Here is a 16,259-nt window from a genome sequence, read left to right as displayed (position 1 = left end):
GCCTCCTACTGCGCCGTGCCGACCTCGGTCCGGACCACGCGCTCGACTGACGGTGAAGTCGTGTTGGTGGCAGGGTTGATACCGATCCGGTCATAGGCCTCATTGAAGACGCAAAGCACGTCCCCTCCCCTGCGCAGGATAAACTTGCGGCTGATCGCATGGACGAGAACCAGGTTGTCGTCGACGGATTTGGGCACCAGGCTCTCGCTGCCGTCCGAGTTCTCGATATAGATGGCCGGCATTTCCTGATTGCCGGTGAAGGCAAAGGTCGTAAGCTTCCCGTTATCGTAAACGGACTGCGGTGCTAGCGCCTGTGAACCCTGAGCCGAGTAACGCCAGTTTCGAGGGCCAAAGGCTTCATGGAGAGCCAGCACCTTGTCGGCCTCCTTCGCCTGCGTGGCAACCGCTCGCGCCGCCGCGGCCTGTCGCCGTCGTTCCGCTTCATCGGCTGGATAGCGGTACTTGACGTAAAAGTATGTGTCATTACCCACCTCCACCTTTCCATCCCGCACCGTCAATTCCATCTGGTAGCTTCGGGTCGATCCGTCGCGCTGGGTGGTTACGACAGAGATATTGGTGACCGGCTGGTTTTCCCGCGGTTTAAGAAACAGGATATTGCCGGCCGGAGCCACCTCCCAGGCGACGCTGTTGCCGAGCGCGACATGCGCGATCTCCTCGTCGGCGGCGAATTCCACCTGCACCGAAGAGCGTAGCGAGCCGATGATGCGGGTGATGTTATAGGGCTGGTAATCGACAAAACGCACGCGGCTGTCCTGCGCCCCGCCGCGCGGAATTTCGAGGGTAAGCGCCGGAAAAGTGGCGGCCATAAGAAGGAAGGTGGCGATGAAGACAGTCCGCATCAGTTAACACACAGTGGCTTTCCCTCGAGAGCTATGCCGCGCTCGTCTGTGGCAATGCCTTCAGATCGACCGACATCGTTATGGGCAAGAAGGACGTTTTCCTCAACATTCCGGCATCGATCCTGCGCTCCTATCCAGGCATCGGCCGCGTGATCATCGGCTCGCTCATCAATGCAATGGTGCAGGCCGATGGCGATTTCAGGCGCCGGGCGCTGTTCATGCTCGATGAGGTGGATCTGCTCGGTTACATGCGGGTGCTGGAGGAGGCGCGCGACCGCGGCCGCAAATATGGCGTCAGCATGATGCTGATGTACCAGTCGGTCGGGCAATTGGAGCGGCATTTCGGGAAAGATGGTGCAACGTCGTGGATCGATGGCTGCGCATTCGCAAGCTATGCCGCGATCAAGGCGCTCGACACGGCGCGCAATGTCTCGGCGCAATGCGGTGAGATGACGGTGGAGGTGAAGGCAAGTTCCCGCAATATCGGCTGGGACACGAAGAACGGCGCATCGCGCAAATCGGAGAGCGTCAATTTCCAGCGCCGGCCGCTGATCATGCCGCATGAGATCACCCAGTCGATGCGAAAGGACGAACAGATCATTGTCGTCCAGGGCCACAGCCCGATTCGCTGCGGGCGCGCGATCTACTTCCGGCGGAAGGAGATGAATGCGTCGACCAAGCCGAACCGCTTCGTCAAAATGGCGCAGTAGCGATGAGACTATCGCGAAACCCAAGCTCAGCGGAACCGGCTGATCTCGGTGGCAGACATGCGGCGACTGATAAATTCAACCAGACGGGGTTTGTTCCGCTGGGTGATGGTTACCGGATGGCGTAGGGCCTCGGCAATGATCTCGCCCGACTTCCGTGAGAGGTCGCTGGTTGAATAGGAACCGCTTGGCTTGGGCATATGGGTTTTCTCTATTGTTGCATAGGTATAATCACTATTTCCTTGGATAGTGTAAAAGATAACGCCCACGGATGTGAAATCGGGCCGGGGTCAGGATCGCGTCAGCGGCCGTCGGTGGTGCGCGGAGGAACTCATTTTTCTCCGGGCCGCTTCAGCGGTTCGGCGGAAAAATTGGTAAGCCGCCGTCTTTAAGGCGGCGCGAACCCTCATAGCAGAGCAGACCGGCTCTCGCCCCGGCACAGCAGGAGGAGCAAAAGCGGCTTGAATTCCCGCGTTTTCTCCCAATACTGCGCGCAATGATCAACCAGAATGCGGCGAAAGCGGCCCCGATTGCTCGGGGCCGCTCGCTTGCTGTTCAGTTCGGGTCGTTCCAGAGAATGACTTTCTTGCTTTCGTCTCCGCCGGGGGCTGTGGCGACGTTGCCGAAGATGACGCCGATTTCGGGGGCCTCGAGCTTCACGGAGAGGTATTCCGTGCCGCTGCGTGGCGAGATCCGGTACCAGCCCGCGCCGATTTCAAAGCCGGTGCGCTTGTTGACGATGCGGTAGTCCGGAGCGTCGTCGCGGGACTTGTTGGTGTTCGGCAGGACGGCGATCGGGGCGTTCACCCTGAGCGTTGCGAAGACGCCTTCCATCGAGCCGTCGGCCTCGGTGGTGAGGGTTGCGATTTGGGATGCCATTGTACTTCTCCTTCGGTTGTATCGGGTCCATTCCCGATGGCGGCGATGGAGAGGGCCGTCCTGCTGCGGTCAGGCCGGCACAACTTCTGGAAAATTCTTTTGCCGAAACTCGGGGACGAAAGTCCCCGCAGGCAAAGCTAAAAAAAGAATTTTCCAGAAATTTTGTCGGCTGTACCCCAAAGGGGTTGACCGCAGTAAGCAGGCGGTCCTCCACAAGTCGACATAACAAGGGAATGGACCGGATGCGACCGATGGCGACGCACATCACGCTGCTCGACGCAGCCCTTGCCGCCACATGCAGTGCTCATAGGCGCGCCATTGCGTTGCTCTGCGTCCCCGCCCAATGCCGATCTTCAGCGGCACCGGCATGCCCGACGAAGGCATCCCGCCCACCTCATTCTTCGGCAAGCGTCCCGCCGCGAAGCCTGCTGCGGCTCTTTTATGATCCGCTGCGCGGCGATCGGATACGCGCTTCCGGCTATGGCGGGTCCCGCGGGCGCATCATTTTTGGCAACGTCGTTACCGGGCGCTCGGGGGGGCTGACAACAGCTTCATCCTGCGGAGTACCCGGAATGGTGCGGGTCAAACCGGGGAGCGTAGCTCATCAGCACGAAACGGGGTTTGCGGTGCTTGGTGAGAACGATGGGTTCGCGGGCGGCGGCGTCCGTGACGTCGCCCACCTGCTTATTGAGATCGCCTGTAGTAAACTGCCGCATGTCAGACTCCTTTGTTGATTCCATCATATCCAGATTTGCAAGAAAACGGCGCTCACGCGCCGCCTTCCCTGATTTCCCAGACGTTGATGCCGAAGCGGCGGGCCTTGTCGCGCAAGTTCTCGGTAATGCCGGAACCAGGGAAGATGATGACGCCCGCCGGCATGACCGATAGCATCTCGTCGTTGCGCCAGAAGGGTGCCGCCTTGGCGTGCTTCGTCCAGTTCGGCTTGAAAGCGATCTGCGGCACCTTGCGGGCTTCGGCCCAGCAGGCAGCGATACGCTCGGCTCCCTTCGACGAGCCGCCATGCAAGAGCACCATATCGGAATACTTTGCGAGAGCCTGATCGAGTTTCGCCCAGATCCGTTCATGATCGTTGTAGTCAATGCCGCCGCCGAAGGCGATCTTGGTGCCGACCGGGATCAGCACCTCGGTCTCGGCGCGGCGGCGAGCGGAAAGAAAGTCGCGGCTGTCGATCATCGCCGCGGTCATGTTGGCGTGGTTGACCTTCGAGCCGGTCCGCGGCCGCCAAGCGGATCCGGTCTGGGCTTCGAAGAGGTCGGCGGCATGGTCGCGCATGAACTCGAAGGAATTGCGGCGCTCGAGGAGCGTGATGCCCTCGGCGATCAGGCGCTCAAGCTCGACGCTTTTCACCTCCGAGCCGTCCTGCTCGCTCTGTCCGGCGCGCTGAGCATCCTCATTGCGGTGGAGCTCGCGCTGAATGCGCTCGCCGGCGCGGTGGAAGAGATTGACCATCGACCAGAGCAGATCTTCAAGATCAGGTTCCAGCCGCGTGTCGCCGAGCATCTCGAACATGGCGTCGAAGATGACGGTCAGCGCCGACTGGACCACCGGCTCCTCGGGCAGCGGCCGCGGGTCGGGCTCGTCCTGGAGGCGGCGATGACCGTAGAGCTGCATTTCGTAGATGGAGCGGTCGGTCGGGGAAGACGCGTGGTGGGGCTCGCAAGCGTCGTCGATAGGAAGGGTCAGGTTCATGATGTTCTCCGTCGGTTTTGACCGCGCCTCTCGCGGCCTGGCGGCGATCCCTTCCATGCGGCGGGCGAGCCGGAACCGCGGCGCCTCACGCCGCGGCCCAGCGGAGCGCCGGGCGGCGGAAGAAGGGTTTCTTGGCCCGCGAGGAGCGCCGGCTTCACCATCGGCCCGAAAAGTGGGAACCGGTTTTCGGAACAGCCGATGCGTCAATGAGGTGACGGCGCGGGGAAGAAATCCGACCGACCCGCTGAAGGCTCGACAGCCGTATGGTAGGGGTCGCCACTCGACAGGCCCGCGGGCGCGCCCACCCGAACGGCACCAGGACGGACCGGCCTTCGCTGCCACGCTGCGCCCTCTCCCACCGTCCCGTCCAGCCGCATGAGGTAGCAGGAATGCCTGGGTGTCTTCCGGCGCGATTCAGGCTCTCAGATTCATAGTGAGCCGGTCGGGTCTGAGCCGGCGCAGGTCCTCGTTAAAATCGCCGAGTTCGGGGTGAGCACGAGCGGCAGAATCCCAAGCGCTTGCGCGCGGCGGCTCAATCCCTCGATGCCATGCCGCCGGTCGCATCGGCGCCGGTGTAGGGTCGCTGGCAACTATCGGACAGCCGAAAGGCAGCAACGTGACTGATCGTCAGCGCTGAGACTATCGGCATGCCGGTATCACATGCGCGAGCGACAAGATGCTTTCAGCCCTTCGCTTCCAGCCATGACCGGCACGAGGCCTTGGAGGAGAAAACAGAAGCGCGCAGCCTACCCGAGCAACCCGCCAAGCGCGCGGCGGGGATCGTTCACCTCCGCCTTTCCATCGCCCCAGATCGAGCCATATGCGATGCGCACCGGTCATCACACCGGAGGGATCGGTCACACCTCGCTGCTGGAAGTCGGGGCATCGGAGCTACCTCCCTCGGCTTGGAGGGATACCTCTCTTCAAGGCCACGTTCTGATAAATGAGCTAAGTTTTCCGACCGCCTGATCGATTGCCGCCCCCGCCTTTAACAATCTCGTCCTAATTCTACGCTCGAGCTTTCCCGGCAATCGCGCGCTGGCCCAAGGCGTTCCTGCACGATAATGATCGTAAACTTCTCGATACTCTTTCGGATACTCGCAATGGGTCGGCTTCGCCTTGCCCCAGAAGTGTTGCACCGGAAGATATGCTGCTTCTTCAACGCTCACTTTCCTGGGGTTTTGGTTCCATTTCACGTCCAGTTCGAGCCAGTTTCCCCGCAGTACATGATTAAGAACTGCTTGGTCGTGATCTTTGGCTGGGTCTTCCCAGTCAAGAGCGAAGGCCATACATTTTGACGTGAGTTCTTGGCGGCGCCACTCGCCGAGATCGATCAGCAGCACACCGGAATTGAAGTAGGGCTCATCAATTGGGTGGCCGAGCGCGGTGTTCAATTGTGCAAGTCGTTCAGGAGATGCCGCATTGCGAACAAGCGCAGCAGGACGCCCCTTTAGATCAAGAGTAAAAAGCTCATCAAGGGGAGCATTCACGACGATATCGCAATCTAGATACAACACGCGCCCCTCAATGGAGGGCAGGAGATCAGGAATCATGATCCGGGCATAGGCGCTTGCAGTCAAATGACGTGCGGTCCTCAAATCAGACAGTAGTTCTGCTTTTTCTTCATCCAGCTCCACTATACGCAGAATGCTCCGCCCGCGCTGACAAGCATGAAGCCTCCGCTTGTCGTACCCGGTTAGTCCGTTGCTGAGCACAATCATTTCTACGGGCTGACCATGTGGTTGTCTCGAAATGGACGCTATCAGAACCCCGGTCATTTCCACATAATTTCTGTCAGTCGCGGTCATGATCCTGATCACGCCATTGCTGCGAGCCTCAGAGACCGTGCGGATCCGCGATGGGGAGCATGGAAATTCCGACCTATCCATGCCTCGACCCGATGTTAGGCGCTCGATCCTTTTCGGGACCTGACTTCAGATTGATGCTGCCCAGCAGCCTACTAATCTCGATGAACCGAGAGACTGCGTCGAGCAGGACTAGTGGCGGCGGGATGCTTGCAGAAGCGGTGAGCGATTGAGGAGAACGCCGCGGAACGTCATCGACGCTCTGACCATCAATATGGCGGATCGAAAAGCGCTTGCAGTGCAAGTTCGGGATCACGCCATCACTGTCATTGGGAGGTCCAATCGGAATATTCGCTGCGGAGTATCTGTGAAGACCAGCAAGGAAGCAGCTGGTTACCGAGGGATGGCGCTCGGAGGAGCCACCCGCTGTGCGGGTCCGGTTGCGGCGGCAATATTGCCCCAAAGGCGTAGCTGAGCAAGTAAAAAATTGAAAGCTGTTGAGGGCCATCCGTCCACCCACGGAATGAAAACGGCTCGGGAGGTTGACAGATCGTCGACGAAAGCCAGCTCATTGAGCCTACCAAAATGTCGACTGCCGACTGGAGTGTTGCCTAAGTTCCCGGCGCGGGCGAGGCGCCGATTCTGATCAGCCGCGCCGAAAAGGGAACGCGGAACCGCAGCCAAGCTGCGTTCCCCGCCGCGCGCTGACGGCGGTCCCCGCGACCGGCGCGATCAGAGCCCCAAGAGTGCAAATCGCGATATTACAGTATTTTACTATCTGTTTTTTGATAGTAAAATGGGCGTTGCGCGTGTACCTTCGGCCGGGGCAAGAGGAGAGCCAAGGTGCGAAACTTCATGATCGGCGATCAGACAGTGGACGAATCCTCGCCCGAGTTTCGGCTACTGCTTCCGCACGCCTATGAGCAAAGGCTCCGCCCGATGTGCATGTGCAAGGAGCCCCCGGTTGCGATGTATATAGCGCGCCTGGAGGATCAGTATCTCATCAAGCGCATGCCACTTTCGGGGCGCGATCACGATCCTGCGTGCCTCTCCTATGAGCCTCCCTACGAGCTTTCCGGCCTCGGTCCGCTGATCGGCAATGCGATCCAGATCGATGCCAGCGGCAAGGCAGACCTGAAACTGGATTTTTCCCTGACAAAACGCGGGCCACGAACGACGCAGGACGCATCGGCTGAAAAAGAGGAGCCGGGCATCCGCGGCGAGGTCAGGAAACTGTCGCTCAGGGCGATGCTGCATTATCTCTGGGAGGCCGGCGAACTGACGGAATGGCGCTCGAGGTGGGCGGGCCGGCGCGGCTGGGGCCGGGTGCGCACGAGCCTCATCAATGCGGCCTCGCAAATGACCGCAAGGGGCGGTTCGCTGAGCGATGTGCTCTTCGTTCCCGAGGTGTTTCATCCGGACGACAAGGACGGGATTGCTGTCCGGCGTGCCACCGCGCTCAAGAGTATACAGGCGACTGGTTCGGGCCCGCGAAAACTCATGATGATCGTGGCCGAGGTGAAGGAGTTTTCCGCCGCCCGCGAGGGTCACAAGATTGTCGTACGGCACCTGCCCTTCCCGCTGATGATCGAGGATGGCGCATGGGGGCGTCTCGCAGCACGCTATGAGACCGAACTGGAACTCTGGCGCTTAAGCGAGGCGCTCCATCTGATCATCATCGCGACCTTCGGCGTCTCGACCGCCGGCATCGCGTCTGCCGAAGAGGTTGCCCTGATGGTGGTTAATGAGCATTGGCTGCCATTCGAGGACATCCACGAGCTGCGGCTGCTGGAGAAGCTCAGCCATTTCAAGCGAAAGAGCGTCAAGGGCCTGCGTTTCAACCTAGCCCGCGATGTGCCAATCGTGTCGGTGACATTGCCGGAACAGAAACCCGGCCCCGTCGCGATGTTCATCGTACCGGCAAGCGCCGGAGATGATTACGAGCAGGCGCTCACCAATATGATCGACATGAGACCGGAGATTGCGCCTTGGGTCTGGAGGGTGGCCGAGAGCGATATCCCGCCACTTCCGTGATACCGGACGAGACCGGCCGCGGGCTGGAAATCATGGTAATCATGCTGAAAGCGCCTGAAACGAAGAAGCCCGGCTGACCGCTTTCGCGACGACCGGGCTGGTGCAGTGGAGGATGACTTGCCACCGGGGCGTCTGTCCGACGTGGCAAGCAGGCGGGATGCTGAGGCGCGCCACCCGAAAGTGGCGCTTATTGGCTCTCAATCGATCGCCTGGAAGATCTCGGCAGCTTCCGGATGGTCGGCCGAATAGGCGTAGAGACGGCCGTAGCCTTCAGAGAGATGTTCGGACTGATCATGGAAGGAGAGGTGGGAGAAGGCGAACAGCGTGGCGATGATGCCTGCGGCCTCGGCGGACACCTCCCCTTGAAATCCGGTGATCCAGCCGGTGATCCGAAACCGCGATCTGGATTTCGGAGCCAGGAATAGCGGCTTGCCCTCGTGTTCGTAGAAATCCCAGAAGCCGCCGCCATAGTCGAGCGGGCTCAGCCGACCCATGAAGCTGTAGACCGCGTTTTCGGCGACGATCAGGAGCGAGCGACCGAACAAAGTGGGCAGGAATTCCTGGCGACGCCCTTGGGGGACAGTGGTGGCGCTTTGGCGCGCAATCATGAATGTCGGCATCGATTTTATCTCCGGAGAGGTGACAGGGTTCAGGCCGGACAACCCTCTCTCCATCGTCCGGCTTCACCCCCCTCCGGTCCTCTCTCCTCTCCCTGCCGACCACAGCCGTCTCTTCCCGACAAGACGTGCTTGGCTCCAACGTTCAGAAATCAGAAAGCCGACACAATGGCCGAGCCTCCGGTGGAGGCTGGTCTGAAGGGACTATTCTGCCGCTTCGAGATGCGCGCAGTCGTCCTCCGCGCGATCGATCATGCCTCTTCGGCATCCGTGCCGTCCGCCAGGAAGGCCGGCGGTTCGACGTCAGCGCACCAGCCACAGGGCTGGCCTCGGCCGCGTCTCGTCAACCGGAGCCGCAGCACCTCAGGGGGCCATCCGCTTCCTTCCAGCAGCCGGGCGGCCTCGCGCCGGGCCGTGGTTGAATGGCCCGACGGAAGGACAGATCACCATGGTCACTCCGCTATCGGAGTTTTTCCTGATCTTTGTCTGCCGAGTTATCCACAGAGCGCATTCATCTAGAGATTGAATTCTCTTGATCCGCAATTTCGTTGTGGAGGTGCGGGGAGGTACATCATTATCAGACAGTTCGAATATTTCTTTCAGTAGCGGCGATGAAAAGGTCTCTTTACAGTTGCACATATTACGTAAGGTGCCGTTTGGACGTTCGAATCTTTCGTCTCTGCCCGCGTTGGGCGGACGGCTCTTGCCGAAGCTGCTTGCAGATGAGCCACAACCATGCCGCGATATGGCAAGCCCAAGGAGAAACCCCTCAGCAAGAAGGGTGCAAACTGAGTTGCATTCGAGGCTTTTCTCACATTCACTTCACGGCTTGATGAAACACAAACTGGGAAGGAGCATAAAAAATGTCATCACGAATCTTGAACCTCCGAACGGCGGCCCTGATTGGAAGCGTGCTTCTTGGCACCACGTCAGCCTTTGCAGAGGCAGTTCTCCACCGCGGAAACGCCGGCGAACCGCAGACACTCGATCAGGCACATACGTCCATCAACATCGAAGAATTTATCCTGAAAGACCTTTACGAAGGCCTGACGATCTATGACGCAACCGGCAAGATCGTACCGGGAGCCGCTGAATCCTGGACCGTGTCTGAAGACGGGACAACCTATACCTTCAAGCTGCGGGAAAACGCGAACTGGTCGGACGGTTCACCCGTCACGGCGGAGGATTTCGTGTTCTCCTTCCAGCGAATAGAAGATCCGAAAACGGCTGCGGGTTACGCGAATATCCTCTATCCGATCAAAAACGCGGAAAAGATCAACAAGGGTGAACTCGCTACGAGCGAGCTTGGAGTGAGGGCCGTCGACGCCAAGACCCTCGAAATCACCTTGGAACGGCCGACCCCGTTCTTCCTGGAGCTCCTTGCGCATCAGACGGCCCTTCCCGTCTCCAAGGCGAGCGTCGAAAAGAATGGTGCAGACTTCGTCAAACCCGGTGTCATGGTTTCCAATGGGGCGTTCAAGCTCGTAAGTCATGTGCCGAACGACAGCTTGGTGGTTGAGAAAAACCCCAATCACTGGGACGCCGCCAACGTCAAGCTCGACAAGGTGATCTTCTACCCGATCGATGACCAAGCCGCTTCCGTGCGCCGGTTCGAGGCCAAGGAGATGGACCTGGTCTACAATTTCTCCGCCGACCAGATCGACCGTCTCCGCAGCTCTTACGGCGATCAGGTGCATATATCGCCGACCTTGGCGACATACTACTACGCCTTCGACAGCCGTCAGGAACCGTACAGCGACGTCCGCGTCCGCCGTGCCCTCTCCATGGCCGTCGACCGGGACTTCCTCGCCAAGGAGATCTATAGCGGCTCGCAGATTCCGGCCTATTCGATGGTCCCTCCTGGCATGGAGACCTATGGGGAACCGTCCAAGGCCGATTTCGCGGAAATGTCCCAGCTCGACCGTGAGGACAAGGCGATCGAGCTCATGAAAGAGGCAGGATATGGCGAAGGCGGCAAGCCGCTCAATATCGAGATCCGCTACAACACGAACCCGAACCACGAGCGCGTGGCCACCGCGGTTGCGGACATGTGGAAGAACACCTTTGGTGCCAGCGTCTCGCTGGTAAACCTCGATGTATCGTCTCACTACGCCTATCTGCAGGAAGACGGGAAGTTCAACGTCGCTCGCGCTGGCTGGGTGGCAGACTACGCCGACGCGGAAAACTTCCTCGCGCTCAGCCTCAGCACCAACGAGACGTTCAACTACGGCCAGTACAAAAATCCCGAATTCGACGACCTGATGAAAAGGTCTTACGAGGAGCGGGATCAGGCGGAGCGGTCGAAGCTTCTCCACGAGGCCGAAGCGCTCGTGATGCGCGACCAGCCGGTCGCACCGCTTCTCACGCAGGCTGATCTGTGGCTGGTTTCCGACCGGATCAAGGGCTGGCAAGACAATGCAGTAAACGAGCATCTCAGCCGCTTCCTCAGCGTTTCCGAATAATCAGACGGAGCAAATGGCGCGCCGCTCCCGGCGCGCCATTTGGCAGGAGAACCGGTATGCTGTCCTTTGTTCTGCGCCGCTTGGCGAGCGCCGTGCCGACACTGTTCATCGTCGTCACGATTTCCTTTTTTCTGATGCGTTTCGCCCCTGGCGGTCCTTTCAATCTCGAGCGTCCATTGCCTCCCGCGACGATGGAAAACCTGATGCGGACCTATCAGCTCGACCAGCCGCTCTGGCGCCAATACGTCACCTATATCTCCAATGCCGTGAAAGGCGATTTCGGCCCCAGTTACATATACAAGGACAACACCGTCGCCGAACTGATCGGCAAGGGTCTTCCCTATTCGGTCGAACTCGGCTTTTACGCGCTGCTCCTGGCACTGATCGGCGGCGTCCTGACGGGCACGGTAGCTGCCCTTCGGCAAAACAGCCTGCTTGATTTCTCCATCATGTCGCTGGCGACAGTGGGAACCACGATCCCGAACTTCGTGGTTGGCCCCGTCTTGACCCTGGTGTTCGCCATCGGGCTATCGCTTCTGCCGGCAGGCGGTTGGGGCGATGGGTCGCTCTCGTTCCTGATTCTTCCCATGATCGCGCTGGCGCTACCGCAATTGGCTGTCTTTGCACGTTTGACACGTGGCTCGATGATCGAGGCTCTTCATGGCGACCACATCCGCACGGCACGTGCCTACGGGCTACCCTCCCGGGTGGTGGTGATTACGCATGCGATGCGGGGGGCTCTTCTCCCAGTCATATCGTACCTGGCCCCTTGTGCCGCAGCGCTGATGACGGGCTCGGCGGTCGTGGAGACAATTTTCACCATTCCCGGCGTGGGGAGGTACTTCGTGCTCGGTGCGCTCAATCGGGACTATACGCTTGTGATGGGCACCGTGGTCCTCATCGCGATTTTCGTCATCGTCTTCAATCTGCTGGTCGATCTTCTCTACGGCCTTCTCGATCCGAGGGTCCGCCATGACTGAAGCCATCACGCCACTCCAATCCGAGACGTCGGGCACGCCAAGCCGCAGCCTCTTCCAGCTCGCTATGATCCGTTTTCGGCGAAACAAGGCGGCGATGGCCGGATGTTTCATGATGCTGTTTATCGCGGCATTCTCCTTCCTGGGTCCCTTGTTCGTCCCGCACAACTATGACCAGGTGTTTACGTCCTATGTAGCGGTCCCTCCGAGCCTCGAGGCGAGGCCCGACGAGGCGTCGCTTCAGAACGCAATGGAAGGCGTTGCGACCCGAGCGCGCGTGAAACTCGACAGTTTCGACGTCGAGGGACAGACGTTCACGGCGACCGTCAGCGCCGATGATCCGATCGACCCGCGAACGACCCGTTATTTCGATCGGGCGAACGAATTCCGTGACACGCAGGTGGTCAGCTCGGAAAACGACGGACGTGTTCTAAAACTCACCGGACAAGTAAACAGGGAATATTTCCTGTTTGGCACCGATCCCAATGGCCGCGACCTTGTTGCGCGGGTGATGCTGGGGGGACAGATTTCGATAGCGGTTGGCTTGCTGGCAAGTCTCGTCTCTCTCGGCATCGGAGTGATCTATGGCGCCACCTCGGGATATCTCGGCGGCCGCGTCGACAATGTCATGATGCGGCTGGTGGAGATCCTATATTCGCTCCCATTCGTATTCCTGGTCGTGGTGCTCGTCGTCTTCTTCGGCCGCAGCTTCATCCTGATCTTCCTTGTGATCGGCGCGGTCGAATGGCTCGACATGGCACGCATCGTCCGTGGCCAGACACTCGCATTAAAGCGCCGCGAGTTCGTCGGAGCCGCACAGGCGCTCGGGTTGAATGACTGGCAGATTATCCGTCGTCATATCATTCCCAACACGATCGGTCCGGTTATTGTCTTCGTGACGGTGGTGGTGCCGAAAGTCATTCTGCTTGAGAGTTTTCTGTCGTTCCTCGGCCTCGGCGTACAGGCTCCACTGACCAGTTGGGGAGCGCTTATCTCGGAAGGCGCGAATAACATCCAGTCCGCGCCTTGGCTCCTCATTTTCCCCTCAATCTTCTTCGTCGCAACGCTCTTTTCGCTGAACTTCATCGGCGACGGCCTGCGTGACGCTCTCGATCCCAAGGACCGGTAACATGGAAGATGCCAAGTCAACCATTCTTGACGTCAAGAGCTTAAAAGTGAGCTTCACGACGCCAGACGGAACCGTGAATGCCGTAAAGGGCATCGATCTTGAGGTTCGCGCCGGAGAAACGCTTGCGGTCGTTGGCGAGTCCGGGTCCGGCAAGAGCCAGACGATGATGGCCATTATGGGCCTCTTGGCAAAGAACGGGACGGTGACGGGATCGGCGAAATACCGCGGCAAGGAGCTTATCGGACTTCCGCTCAAGGAGCTGAACCAGGTCCGCGGCTCGAAGATCACGATGATCTTCCAGGAACCAATGACATCACTCGATCCGCTTTATACCATCGGACGGCAAATCGCGGAGCCGATCGTCCACCACCGCGGGGGCAGTTACAAGGAAGCCCGCAAACGAGTACTGGAACTCCTTGAACTGGTGGGAATCCCCGAGCCTGCTCGGCGGATCGACAGCTACCCGCATGAGCTTTCGGGCGGTCAGCGCCAGCGCGTCATGATCGCCATGGCGCTCGCAAACGAGCCGGACATATTGATCGCCGACGAGCCGACTACGGCACTGGATGTCACCATCCAGGCGCAGATACTTTCGCTGCTTCGCCAACTCCAGCAGCGTTTCGGCATGGCGATCGTACTGATCACTCACGATCTTGGTATTGTCAGGCACTTCGCCACGCGGGTTGCGGTCATGCGCCGAGGTGAACTGGTCGAAAAGGGACAGACTGCGGACATCTTCGAACGTCCCTCGTCGGATTATACGAAAATGTTGCTCGATGCTGAACCACATGGCCATAAACCGCCTCCTCAAGATAGCGCACCAATCATTCTCGAAGGACGCAAAGTCTGCGTCGACTTCGAGATCGGCGGCTTGTTCTCGAAAGGACGGAAGCATTTCCGCGCGGTCGACAATGTGAACGTGAGATTGCGAGAAGGTCAGACGATCGGCATTGTCGGAGAATCCGGATCGGGGAAGTCGACGCTCGGTCGCGCACTCCTGCGCTTGATCCATAGTGGCGGCCATTATCGCTTCGGCACTGTCGACATCTCACGATATGACAGAAAACAGATGCGGCCACTACGCAGGCAAATGCAGCTCGTTTTTCAGGACCCCTATGGCTCTCTGTCGCCACGTCAGACAGTCGGTGAGATCATCACCGAAGGTCTTTTGGTACACGACCCGGGTTTGACAAAGGCTGAGCGCGATCTGCGAGCAATAGCTGCCCTGGAAGAGGTCGGCCTCGATCCTCGTACGCGCAACCGCTATCCTCATGAGTTCTCGGGTGGCCAACGGCAGCGCATCGCCATCGCACGTGCGATGATCCTCAAACCACAAGTGGTCATCCTCGACGAGCCGACCTCTGCACTCGACCGTTCTGTACAAGGTCAGGTGATCGACCTTCTGCGGCAACTGCAGGAAAACCATGGGCTCTCCTACATCTTCATCAGCCATGATCTGTCAGTGGTGAAGGCTCTTTCCGACTACGTGATCGTTATGAAGAGCGGCAAGATCGTTGAAGAGGGCGCGACCGAGGCGGTATTCGAAAGTCCGGGCGCACCCTATACCAAGGCACTCATCGGAGCCGCATTCACCGTGTGATTGGCAAGTGCCAAACATCGTCCTGGAAAGAGCGGTTACAGCGCGAATTACTGCTTGGCTTCGTCGAAGATACGACGATGTTCCTCAACGGCAGGCAAGTTGTGCCGGACCCAGTAATTAAGCCCTTCGAGGGCGCGCAGCATGCCGGCTCCCATTTCTGTCAATTCATATTCAACCCGTGGGGGCACTTCGGGGAAATAATGACGTATGACCAAACCGTCGCGCTCCAGATTGCGTAGTGTCAGCGTCAGCATTCGCTGCGTAACCCCATCGATTTCCTTTTTGAGCGCCGAAAAACGGAGCCGGCGCTCATTTGCGAGGGAGAGGCGCCACACAACATGAACAGTCCATTTATCGCCTAGCCGTGTGCAAATCCCGTTTGATGGAATTGGTGTAAATTGCGGGTTATCCGCCTGTCCCTGCTGTGAGCCGACCTGGATGGAATTGTCCATGCGTATCATCCTTGTGCCTGATGCTGCAAAATGTGCCGCCTTCCGCCGACTTTCCATTGGTATATATGGTTACCCCTGGTTCAACACGAGGGTTTTCAATGTCCGATGATAAACATCCAATCCTGGTTTTCGGCGCCACCGGGCGACAGGGCGGATCGGTCGCTAAAGCCTTGCTGAAAGCACAATGGCCAGTTCGCGCATTTGTATTGGATCCCACGAAACCAGCGTCGATTGCCTTACGGCACGCAGGCGTCGAACTGGTGCGCGGATCGTTCGAGGACACCGATACGATCCGCGCAGCGATGAAAGATACTTACGGCGTTTTCAGCGTGCTGCCGGGTAATCTGACGGCAGAGGAAGAAGAACGCTATGGGACTTCGATCGCGGACCTAGCCGTCCAAAGCGGCGTCGCTCATCTCATCTATTCCTCGGGTGCCAGCGTCGGGGATGAGCTGACAGGTGTGGCGCGTTTCGACGCCAAACCTCGCATTGAGGCATACATCCGCCAATTGCCTGTCACAGCAACCATCGTCAGACCGATGATCTTCATGGAAATGCTCGTGCGACCCGGGTTCAGATTGGACGAAGGGCGGTTGTTCTCTCTTATCAGACCAGATCATTCGATCCAGCTCACTGCCGTGGAGGATATCGGGAAGTTCGTTGCGTCAATCTTCGCCGACGCGGCCCGGTTCGGCGGAGTAACTTTAAAGATCGCGAGCGACAGGGTTACGGGCCATGAACTGGGAGCCATTTTCAGCGAAGTCGCCGGCCGCCCAATCGCTTATGCCCGTTTTCCAGATGAGGTTCTCGCAGCCAATGCGGACTTGGCGCACATGGCCAAGAGCCTGGAAGATGGCCCACTGGCAGAACGTGTAGATCTGAATGCGATGCGCGAAATCAATCCAGAACTCCTCTCTTTCCACGCCTGGCTTGCGGGAACCGGACGCAAAGCACTTGACGAAGCCCTGGATATGGCCGCCCGTGGCGCCTCGTAGCTGGTCAAGGTGCGGTTCATGAACTGGTTCGA

At 59.0% G+C, this 16,259-nt stretch carries 12 protein-coding genes, 4 pseudogenes and 1 other annotated feature; of the genes and pseudogenes, 7 read left to right on the top strand and 9 right to left on the bottom strand.

The window, feature by feature from the left end; genetic code table 11:
• Positions 1-5: 5 nt before the first annotated feature.
• Positions 6-860, bottom strand: coding sequence for a P-type conjugative transfer protein VirB9 (gene virB9, locus YH62_RS05300; RefSeq protein WP_046793150.1), 855 nt, complete (start codon positions 858-860; stop codon positions 6-8).
• On the opposite strand from virB9, the pseudogene YH62_RS05295 reads away from it, so the two are divergent.
• A pseudogene (locus YH62_RS05295) lies at positions 854-1,570 on the top strand (type IV secretory system conjugative DNA transfer family protein); the annotation flags it as partial. The gene virB9 and the pseudogene YH62_RS05295 sit on opposite strands and share 7 nt — an antisense overlap.
• 77 nt (positions 1,571-1,647) lie before the next feature.
• Here YH62_RS05295 and YH62_RS29365 read toward each other — a convergent pair.
• From YH62_RS29365 to YH62_RS05275, 6 genes and pseudogenes are all read right to left on the bottom strand, one after another.
• Positions 1,648-1,767: pseudogene (locus YH62_RS29365) on the bottom strand (type II toxin-antitoxin system prevent-host-death family antitoxin); the annotation flags it as partial.
• A 355-nt stretch (positions 1,768-2,122) separates the two neighbouring features.
• Complete coding sequence (locus YH62_RS05290) at positions 2,123-2,446, bottom strand: DUF736 family protein (RefSeq protein ID WP_046793149.1); 324 nt, start codon at positions 2,444-2,446, stop codon at positions 2,123-2,125.
• Positions 2,447-3,042: 596 nt separating this feature from the next.
• Positions 3,043-3,162, bottom strand: a pseudogene (locus tag YH62_RS05285) (type II toxin-antitoxin system prevent-host-death family antitoxin); the annotation flags it as partial.
• A 52-nt stretch (positions 3,163-3,214) separates the two neighbouring features.
• Positions 3,215-4,156, bottom strand: a complete 942-nt coding sequence (locus tag YH62_RS05280; RefSeq protein WP_046793148.1) for a DUF2493 domain-containing protein — start codon at positions 4,154-4,156, stop codon at positions 3,215-3,217.
• Positions 4,157-4,570: 414 nt separating this feature from the next.
• Positions 4,571-5,017 (bottom strand): annotated as a pseudogene (locus YH62_RS30725) (toprim domain-containing protein); the annotation flags it as partial.
• Between the two features lie 62 nt (positions 5,018-5,079).
• The gene (locus YH62_RS05275; RefSeq protein ID WP_170986321.1) at positions 5,080-5,964 is read right to left on the bottom strand and encodes a glycosyltransferase family 8 protein; all 885 of its coding nucleotides are present in this window, start codon (positions 5,962-5,964) and stop codon (positions 5,080-5,082) included.
• 387 nt (positions 5,965-6,351) lie between these two features.
• Positions 6,352-6,402: a sequence feature (sul1 is cis-regulatory element that is thought to sense ions involved in sulfur or methionine metabolism; They are found in Alphaproteobacteria), on the bottom strand.
• Between the two features lie 402 nt (positions 6,403-6,804).
• Here YH62_RS05275 and YH62_RS05270 point away from each other — a divergent pair.
• Positions 6,805-7,995: a DUF1173 domain-containing protein gene (locus YH62_RS05270; RefSeq protein WP_046793146.1), complete on the top strand. Its 1,191-nt coding sequence runs from the start codon at positions 6,805-6,807 to the stop codon at positions 7,993-7,995.
• Between the two features lie 197 nt (positions 7,996-8,192).
• Here the strand turns inward: YH62_RS05270 and YH62_RS05265 are convergent, their stop codons facing one another.
• Entirely contained in the window at positions 8,193-8,615 is a 423-nt protein-coding gene (locus YH62_RS05265; RefSeq protein WP_046793145.1) for an antirestriction protein, read from the bottom strand.
• Between the two features lie 860 nt (positions 8,616-9,475).
• On the opposite strand from YH62_RS05265, the gene YH62_RS05260 reads away from it, so the two are divergent.
• Genes YH62_RS05260 through YH62_RS05245 form a run of 4 tightly spaced genes read left to right on the top strand, consistent with a single transcriptional unit; the run spans position 9,476 to position 14,780 of the window.
• Positions 9,476-11,074, top strand: a complete 1,599-nt coding sequence (locus YH62_RS05260) for a peptide ABC transporter substrate-binding protein (RefSeq protein WP_046793144.1) — start codon at positions 9,476-9,478, stop codon at positions 11,072-11,074.
• A gap of 56 nt (positions 11,075-11,130) precedes the next feature.
• Entirely contained in the window at positions 11,131-12,054 is a 924-nt protein-coding gene (gene oppB, locus YH62_RS05255) for an oligopeptide ABC transporter permease OppB (protein ID WP_046793143.1), read from the top strand.
• Positions 12,047-13,180: an ABC transporter permease subunit gene (locus YH62_RS05250; protein WP_046793142.1), complete on the top strand. Its 1,134-nt coding sequence runs from the start codon at positions 12,047-12,049 to the stop codon at positions 13,178-13,180. The genes oppB and YH62_RS05250 overlap by 8 nt, the downstream gene beginning before the upstream one ends.
• A 1-nt stretch (position 13,181) precedes the next feature.
• Positions 13,182-14,780: an ABC transporter ATP-binding protein gene (locus tag YH62_RS05245; protein ID WP_046793141.1), complete on the top strand. Its 1,599-nt coding sequence runs from the start codon at positions 13,182-13,184 to the stop codon at positions 14,778-14,780.
• A gap of 47 nt (positions 14,781-14,827) precedes the next feature.
• Here the strand turns inward: YH62_RS05245 and YH62_RS05240 are convergent, their stop codons facing one another.
• Positions 14,828-15,232, bottom strand: a complete 405-nt coding sequence (locus YH62_RS05240; RefSeq protein ID WP_046793140.1) for a helix-turn-helix domain-containing protein — start codon at positions 15,230-15,232, stop codon at positions 14,828-14,830.
• A 98-nt stretch (positions 15,233-15,330) separates the two neighbouring features.
• Between YH62_RS05240 and YH62_RS05235 the strand changes: the two genes are divergently transcribed.
• Positions 15,331-16,227, top strand: coding sequence for an NmrA/HSCARG family protein (locus tag YH62_RS05235; RefSeq protein ID WP_046793139.1), 897 nt, complete (start codon positions 15,331-15,333; stop codon positions 16,225-16,227).
• The last annotated feature ends 32 nt before the right edge of the window (positions 16,228-16,259 follow it).

It is taken from the genome of Rhizobium sp. LC145 (assembly GCF_001005825.1).
Classification (GTDB): Bacteria; Pseudomonadota; Alphaproteobacteria; order Rhizobiales; family Rhizobiaceae; genus Neorhizobium.
Note: the sequence above shows the minus strand (reverse complement) of the source record. Positions and strands in the feature narration are given on the sequence as shown.